6 protein-coding genes are annotated in these 7,451 nt (G+C 69.7%); all 6 read left to right on the forward strand.

Annotated features, from left to right (window positions below; translation table 11 throughout):
* Positions 1-46: 46 nt before the first annotated feature.
* The 6 genes from OG538_RS33860 to OG538_RS33885 all read left to right on the forward strand — a co-directional run bounded on the left by OG538_RS33860 (position 47) and on the right by OG538_RS33885 (position 7,428).
* Entirely contained in the window at positions 47-1,369 is a 1,323-nt protein-coding gene (locus OG538_RS33860) for a lysine N(6)-hydroxylase/L-ornithine N(5)-oxygenase family protein (protein ID WP_406099395.1), read from the forward strand.
* 59 nt (positions 1,370-1,428) lie between these two features.
* A complete protein-coding gene (locus tag OG538_RS33865) occupies positions 1,429-2,487 on the forward strand; it encodes a FecCD family ABC transporter permease (RefSeq protein ID WP_406099396.1) in 1,059 nt (352 codons plus the stop codon).
* Positions 2,484-3,545 (forward strand): FecCD family ABC transporter permease, encoded by a 1,062-nt coding sequence (locus OG538_RS33870; protein ID WP_406099398.1) that lies wholly within the window; start codon positions 2,484-2,486, stop codon positions 3,543-3,545. Before OG538_RS33865 ends, OG538_RS33870 begins: the two co-directional genes overlap by 4 nt.
* 39 nt (positions 3,546-3,584) lie before the next feature.
* Complete coding sequence (locus tag OG538_RS33875; RefSeq protein ID WP_406099399.1) at positions 3,585-4,448, forward strand: ABC transporter ATP-binding protein; 864 nt, start codon at positions 3,585-3,587, stop codon at positions 4,446-4,448.
* 93 nt (positions 4,449-4,541) lie between these two features.
* A complete protein-coding gene (locus tag OG538_RS33880) occupies positions 4,542-5,603 on the forward strand; it encodes an iron-siderophore ABC transporter substrate-binding protein (RefSeq protein WP_406099400.1) in 1,062 nt (353 codons plus the stop codon).
* A gap of 37 nt (positions 5,604-5,640) precedes the next feature.
* On the forward strand, positions 5,641-7,428 hold the full coding sequence (locus OG538_RS33885; protein WP_406099401.1) for an ABC transporter ATP-binding protein: 1,788 nt from the start codon (positions 5,641-5,643) through the stop codon (positions 7,426-7,428).
* Positions 7,429-7,451: the final 23 nt, after the last annotated feature.

Genomic DNA, 7,451 nt, shown 5'->3' on the forward strand with positions numbered 1-7,451 from the left:
CTTTCCCCACACCTGACAGGCGGCTTCCCCGCACGATGGGAGTGACATGTCACAGGTTCGTCCTGGCGACGCAGTACCGGTCCACGACCTCATTGGCATCGGCTTCGGGCCGTCCAATGTGGCCATGGCGATCGCGATCAGTGAGCACAACGCAGGCGGCGGGACCCAGGAGGCGGTCAGTGCCCGCTTCTTCGAGCAGCAGCCGCGATTCGGCTGGCACCGCGGCATGCTCATCGACGACGCGACCATGCAGGTCTCCTTCCTCAAGGACCTGGTGACGCTCCGGAATCCGGCCAGCGAGTTCAGCTTCCTCTGCTACCTGCAGAGCAAGGGGCGGCTGGTCGACTTCATCAACCACAAGAACCTCTTCCCGCTCCGGGTGGAGTTCCACGACTACTTCGAGTGGGCCGCGGCGCAGGTCGACGGCATGGTCTCCTACGACCACGAGGTCGTCGGCGTCACTCCCGTCCTCCATGACGGCGCCGTCGAGTGCATGGATGTGACGGTCCGGTCGGGCGACGGGCTCACCGTGCACCGGGCCCGCAACCTCGTCATCGGCACCGGGCTGCGTCCCCTCATGCCGGAGGGGGTGGAGCGGGGCGACCGCGTCTGGCACAACTCCGAACTGCTGGCGAAGGTCGACGGGCTGGAGGGAACGTCCCCGTCGCGGTTCGTCGTCGTGGGCGCCGGTCAGAGCGCCGCCGAGAACGTCGCCTATCTGCACCGCCGCTTCCCTGACGCGGAGGTCTGCGCGGTCTTCTCCCGCTACGGGTACAGCCCCGCCGACGACAGCAGCTTCGCCAACAAGATCTTCGACCCCGGGGCCGTCGACGAATACTTCGCCGCACCCGAAGGCGTCAAGCGCAGACTGATGGACTACCACGGCAATACCAACTACTCCGTGGTGGACATCGACCTGATCGACGACCTGTACCGCCAGATGTACCAGGAGAAGGTGCTCGGCGCCGAACGGCTGCGCTTCCTCAACGTGTCCCGGCTCGAAGAGGTCAAGGAGACGCCGGAGCACGTGCGCGCCACCGTGAGGTCCCTCGTCACGGGCGAGGAGACGCTCCTGGACGCCGACGTCGTGGTGCTCGCCACCGGGTACAGCCCCGCCGACCCGCTCGGTCTGCTGGGCGACGTCGCGGACCGCTGTCTGCGGGACGAGCAGGGCCGTGTCCGCGTCGAACGCGACTACCGCCTCGCGACCGATTCCGGCCTGCGCTGCGGTATCTACCTCCAGGGCGGCACCGAGCACACGCACGGCATCACGTCGGCGCTGCTGTCCAACACCGCGATCCGGGTCGGCGAGATCCTGGATTCGCTGCTCGCCCGGGGTGCCGAACCTGCGGGCGCCGGCAAGTCCTGAGGGCTGTCCCGCAGGTCCTCTCGTCGGACCATTGGATCAAAGAGAAGACATACGCCGACATGAGCGCGACTGTAGTGGAGCGCCCCCTGCCCGGGGGCACAACGAGGGCCCGACGAGGGCGGGTTGTGGGGCTGGGCGCGCTCCTGGCGATCCTTGTGATCGCGGGAGGGGTCTCGCTCGCCGTGGGTGCTCGCGCGTTGAGTCCCGCAGAGGTGTGGCACGGGTTGTTCGCGGCGCCGGGGTCCGATCAGAGGCTCACCGGGATCCGGCTCATCGTGCAGACCGTGCGAGTGCCCCGGACGGTCCTCGCCGTCGTGGCGGGCATCGCCCTGGGGGTCGGCGGCTCACTGATCCAGGGCTACACGCGCAACCCGATCGCGGACACGGGTCTGCTGGGGGTGAACGCGGGCGCCTCGTTCGCCGTCGTGTCGGTGATCGCCGTGTTCGGGCTCAGCGATCCGTTCCAGTACGTCTGGTTCGCGTTCCTGGGGGCGGCAGCGGCCGGTGTCGTCGTGTTCGCACTGGCGAGCATCGGCAGGGGCGCCGGCAATCCGCTGACGCTCGCCCTGGCCGGTCAGGGGATCACCGTGTTCCTCGCGGCCATGACCACCGCGGTCGCACTCTCGGACCAGAAGACACTGAATGCGCTGAGGTTTTGGAACGCGGGCTCCGTGGCGGGCGTCGGCTTCGAGGTCATCTGGCCGGTGACCGGGTTCGTGGTCGTCGGGCTGGTGCTGGCCCTCACCGTGCTGCCTTCCCTCAACCTGCTGAACCTGGGTGACGACCTGGCGCGGGGGCTGGGTGTGAACATCGCGCTGAGCCGGACGGTCGGCATCCTCGCCATCACGCTCCTGGCGGGCGCGGCGACGGCGGCCTGCGGCCCCATCGCGTTCCTCGGTCTCATGGTCGCTCACCTGGCCCGCCACCTGACCGGTCCGGACTATCGCTGGCTGGTGCCGTACGCGGGTCTGCTCGGCGCCGTGATCCTCCTGGTCTGCGACATCGTGGGCCGACTGGTGGTGCGGCCGGGCGAGTTGGACGCGGGCGTCGTCGTCTCCCTCCTCGGTGCCCCGTTCTTCGCGGCGCTGGTCCGGCGTGGAAAGTTCAGGAGCGCATGAACATGCCGGAGACGAAGCCTTCATTGGTGCCGGGCGTGCGGTTCGGCCAGGTCTCGTTCGTATGGCGGCCCTGGACCGTGCTGGTCACGCTGGTGCTGGCCGCCGCGGCGTTCCTGATGTTCTGCCTCTCCATGGCCATCGGGGACTTCCCCATCGGCCTGTCCCGCGTGATCGCCACGGTCTTCGGCCGGGGCGAGCAGGTCGACGAGTTCGTCATCATGGATCTGCGCATGCCTCGTGCGCTGGCCGGGCTCGTGGTGGGGACAGCGCTCGGGGTGTCCGGGGCGATCACCCAGTCCGTCGCGCGCAACCCTCTGGCCAGCCCGGACGTACTCGGGATCACCGGGGGCGCAAGCATGGTCGCGGTGTTCCTGGTGACGGTGTCGGGCGGGACCGCCGGGGCGGTCATCAGCACGGCGGGCCTGCCGGCGGCGGCGCTCGCGGGCGGTCTCGGGGCGGGGCTGCTGGTGTACTTCCTGGCGTGGCGGCGCGGGATCGACGGATTCCGCCTCATCCTCATCGGTATTTCGGTGAGCGCCATGACGGAGGCGGTCACGACCTGGCTGCTGGTCTCGGCGGACATCAGGGATGTGGCGCGGGCCCAGGCGTGGCTGGTCGGCTCGCTGGACAACCGGGAGTGGGACGACGTCCGGGTGGCGTTGTGGTGCTCGCTCGTCCTGATGGCCGTCGTGGCCTGCGTCGCGTTCCAGTTCAAGCCGATGCATCTCGGTGACGAGGTCGCCGCGGGGCTCGGCGTTCGGTACGCGAGGGTGCGGGCCGTCCTGCTGCTGTGCGCGGTCCTGCTGGCCGCGGTCGCGGTGAGCGCGGCCGGCCCCGTCCCTTTCGTCGCGCTGGTCGCCCCGCAGGTGGCGATGCGGCTGGCGAGGTGCCCGACACCTCCGATGGTGGCCTCCGGGCTGACCGGCGCACTGCTGCTGATCGGATCCGACCTGGTGGCGCGCACCGCGCTGCCGATCGGCCTGCCGGTCGGGGTGATCACCGCCGCGATCGGCGGACCGTTCCTGGTGTATCTGCTGGTGCGGGCGAACCTTCGATAGATGACAGACGAGTTGGACTACCCGAGCAGAGGGGGGCCAGTGGCCGTTCACCGATCCACCACCGAGGTCGCGTCGGTCGGCAGGGACGCTTCGCGGCTGGCGGCCAGGGGCGTCACGGTCGGGTACGGCGGCCGGACCGTCATCGACGATCTGGACGTGGCGATCCCGCCAGGCGTGATCACCACGATCATCGGCCCCAACGGATGTGGGAAATCAACCCTGTTGCGCACGCTCACCCGCCTGCTCAAGCCGGCCAGGGGCGCGGTCGTACTGGACGGGGAGGACATCGCCGGGCTCAGGACCCGGGACGTGGCGAAGAAGCTCGGCCTGCTTCCGCAGGCGCCCGTCGCCCCGGAGGGGCTGACGGTGGCCGACCTGGTCGCGAGAGGGCGTCATCCGCACCAGGGCTGGCTGCGGCAGTGGTCATCGGACGACGCCGGCATCGTGGCGGCCGCGCTGGCCATGACAGGCGTGTCCGAACTGGCGGACCGTCCCGTCGACTCGCTGTCCGGTGGACAGCGTCAACGCGTCTGGATATCGATGACCCTGGCTCAGGGCACCGACCTGCTGCTGCTGGACGAGCCGACCACCTACCTCGACCTGGCACACGCGATCGATGTGCTCGACCTGGTGGACGACCTGCACGAGTCGGGACGCACGGTGGTCATGGTGCTGCACGACCTCAATCTGGCGACGCGGTACAGCGACAACCTCGTCGTGATGCGGCACGGGGCGATCCTGGCGCAGGGGCACCCGCGCGACGTCATCACCGCCGAGCTGCTGCACGAGGCGTTCGGGCTGCGGGCCGTGGTGATCGATGATCCGGTCGGTGACCGCCCGCTCATCGTGCCCATCGGCCGGACCCACGCCTTGTCAACTGCGTCTCGAAACAAGGAAGTATGACAGTAAGGCTAGGCTACCCTCATTTCATCGGGGTAAGGTTTGCCTGCCCTTATTTATGGGTTCAGTGGACAGCGCGAAAGCAAGGGAATCCGGATGCTCCTCCATAGAACGATGCTCACGAAGCCCTGGCGGCGGCCGGCGGCGACCGTGTCGGCCGCGATCCTCGGCATCGGCCTCCTGGCGGGCTGCGGTTCCGACTCGACGGACAGCGCTGACAAGGGAAGCGACAAGGCACCCGCTGCGGCCGCAGGTGCGTTCCCGGTCACCGTGGAGCACGCGTTCGGATCCACGGAGATCACGAAGGCGCCCGAGCGGGTCGTCTCGGTCGGCTACACGGACGACCAGACCATCCTGGCCTTCGGCATCAAGCCGGTCGGCATGGTCGATCAGTACCCGAACCCCGCGGGCAAGACCCCCGACATCAACACCCAGTGGCCCTGGGTGAAGGACAAGTGGGGGGACGCCCGCCCGGAGGTCATCATGAAGAACGGTGACGCGGGCCCCAACTACGAGAAGATCGCCGCCCTCAGGCCGGACCTGATCGTCGCGGTCTACTCCGAGGTCGACCAGGCCGCGTACGGCAAGCTGTCGAAGATCGCTCCGACGGTGGGACGCACCAAGGCCGAGAAGGAGCCCTTCAGCGCGCCGTGGCAGGACAACGCGGTCCACATCGCCAAGGCGCTCGGCAAGGAGGCCGAAGGCGCCGCCATGGTGAAGGGGATCCAGGCGAAGCTCGACGCCGCAGCCGAGGCCCACCCCGAGTTCGCGACGCAGACCGGTGTCGCGCTGTCCTGGTACGAGAAGTCCGTGGCGCCGTTCACCACCACGGACGTACGCGGACGCCTGGTGACGGGCATCGGCTACCAGGGTGCGACGGAGATCGACAAGATCGCCGGCGGCAAGTTCTACACCGTGCTCTCGCCCGAGCGCATGGACCTCGTCGACGTCGACCGCATCTTCGTCATCAACGACAAGGCCGACCAGGACGCTCTGAAGAAGTCCGAGCTGTTCAACAACCTGAAGGCGGTCAAGGACGGCCGGGTGTCGTACCTGCTCGACAGCGAGGGGCCGGCGGTCGGGGCGGCCATCTCCCAGGGCACCCTGCTGTCGCTGCCGTACGCGATCGACGAGCTCGTCAAGTCGGCCGACCAGTGACCTCGCGGAGAACTCCCGCCCCCGCCCCGGTCCTCGTGTGAGCGCCACCGGCACCCGCGCCGCCCCGGCCGCCCTGCGCACGGCCACGGGAGGCGAGGCCATCCGGTGGATCACGGCCCACTGCCGCGAGTTGCCGTGGCTGACGGCCGCCACGGTGCTCACCACGGTGGGCGGGGCGGCGCTCCAGGTGCTGCCGGTTCTCCTGCTCGGCCAAGTGGTCGACGGGGTGGTCGAGGGCGAACCGCGTGCGCTCCTCGTCCGGATCGGGACGCTGATAGTGGCCGCCGCCCTGCTCGGAGCGGCGGCCGCCGCGGCATCGACGTATCTGATCGGGCGGCTGGGCGCGGATCTGCTCGCCCGGCTGCGCGAAGGCGCCGTCCGCGCGGTGCTGGGGATGCCCAGCGCACGGATCGAGCAGGTCGGCCGGGGAGACGTGCTCTCCCGGGTGGGCGACGACGTGGCCGTGCTGTCCCGGGGGATCCGGTCGGCCATTCCCACGGTGTTCACGGCTGGGGTGCTCGTCGCCATCGCGACAGCGGGCATGTTCGGGCTGGACTGGCGACTCGGCCTGGCCGGCGCAGGCGCGCTCCCCGCCTACGCACTGGCTCTGCGCTGGTACCTTCCCCGGTCCGCGCCGCTCTACCGGAAACAGCGGGCGGCGCAGGCCGACCGGGCCCAGGCGCTGATCAGCGGTCTGAACGGGATCGACACGGTCCGGGCGTACCGCCTGGAGGAGGCGTTCCGCGAGAAGGTCACGAGCGAGTCGTGGCGGGTGCGCGAGCTCGGCATCGAAGTGTTCCGCTTCTTCGGCCGCTTCGTCGGCAGGGAGAACCGTGCCGAGTTCATCGGCCTGGTCCTGATCCTCCTGGTCGGGTACGCCCTGCTGGAAGGCGACGCGGCCACTCTCGGCGAGGTGTCCGCCGCCCCGCTGATGTTCCACCGGCTGTTCACGCCGCTCGGCGCCATCATGTTCACGTTCGACGAGGCGCAGAAGTCGGGTGCAAGCCTGGCCCGGCTGGTCGGGGTGCTGGGGGAGGACGCGGAGGACCGCCTGGTGGGCGATTCCACCGTGACGCCCGCGGCCGCGGCCCCGTACCGAGTGACGGTCGAGGGGCTGTCGTTCAGCTATCCCGATGCCGAGGAGCCGGTCCTGAGGGAGGTCAGTCTGACGATCCCGGCTGGGAGCGCACTCGCTCTCGTCGGAGCGACGGGTGCGGGCAAGTCCACTCTCGCCGCTCTGATCGCGGGCATCGGGACACCACAGGCCGGCTCGGTGCGGATCGGGCCGCATGATCTCGCGGATCTTGACGAGGCGGGGGCGCGGGTTCTCGTCAGCATTCTGACGCAGGAGACGCACGTGTTCTCCGGTCCGCTGGCCGACGATCTGCGGCTGGCAGCACCGGAGGCGAGCGACGCGGAGTTGACGGACGCGCTGCGGACGGTCGGTGCGGGAGCGTGGGCCGACGCGCTGCCGGACGGGCTTCGGACTCCGGTCGGTGAGGGCGGCGAGCGTCTGGACGTCACCAAGGTCGCCCAGATCGCCCTGGCCCGGCTGGTGCTGGCCCGGTCGCCGGTGGTGGTCCTCGACGAGTCGACGGCGGAGGCCGGCAGCGAGGGCGCGGCCGAACTGGAACGGGGCGTGCTTGCCGCATGTGCGGGCCGGACCACGCTGTTCGTGGCGCACCGCCTCACCCAGGCGATGGCCGCGGACCGGATCGCCGTGCTCGACGAGGGGCGGGTCGTGGAGCAGGGGACGCACGAGGAGCTGGTGGCTCTGGGGGGTCGGTACGCGCGACTGTGGCGGGCCTGGCGAGAAAGTAGTTAGGTAAACCTTGGTTAGGCTAGGCT

The organism is Streptomyces sp. NBC_01013 (genome assembly GCF_045162765.1).
GTDB lineage: Bacteria > Actinomycetota > Actinomycetes > Streptomycetales > Streptomycetaceae > Streptomyces.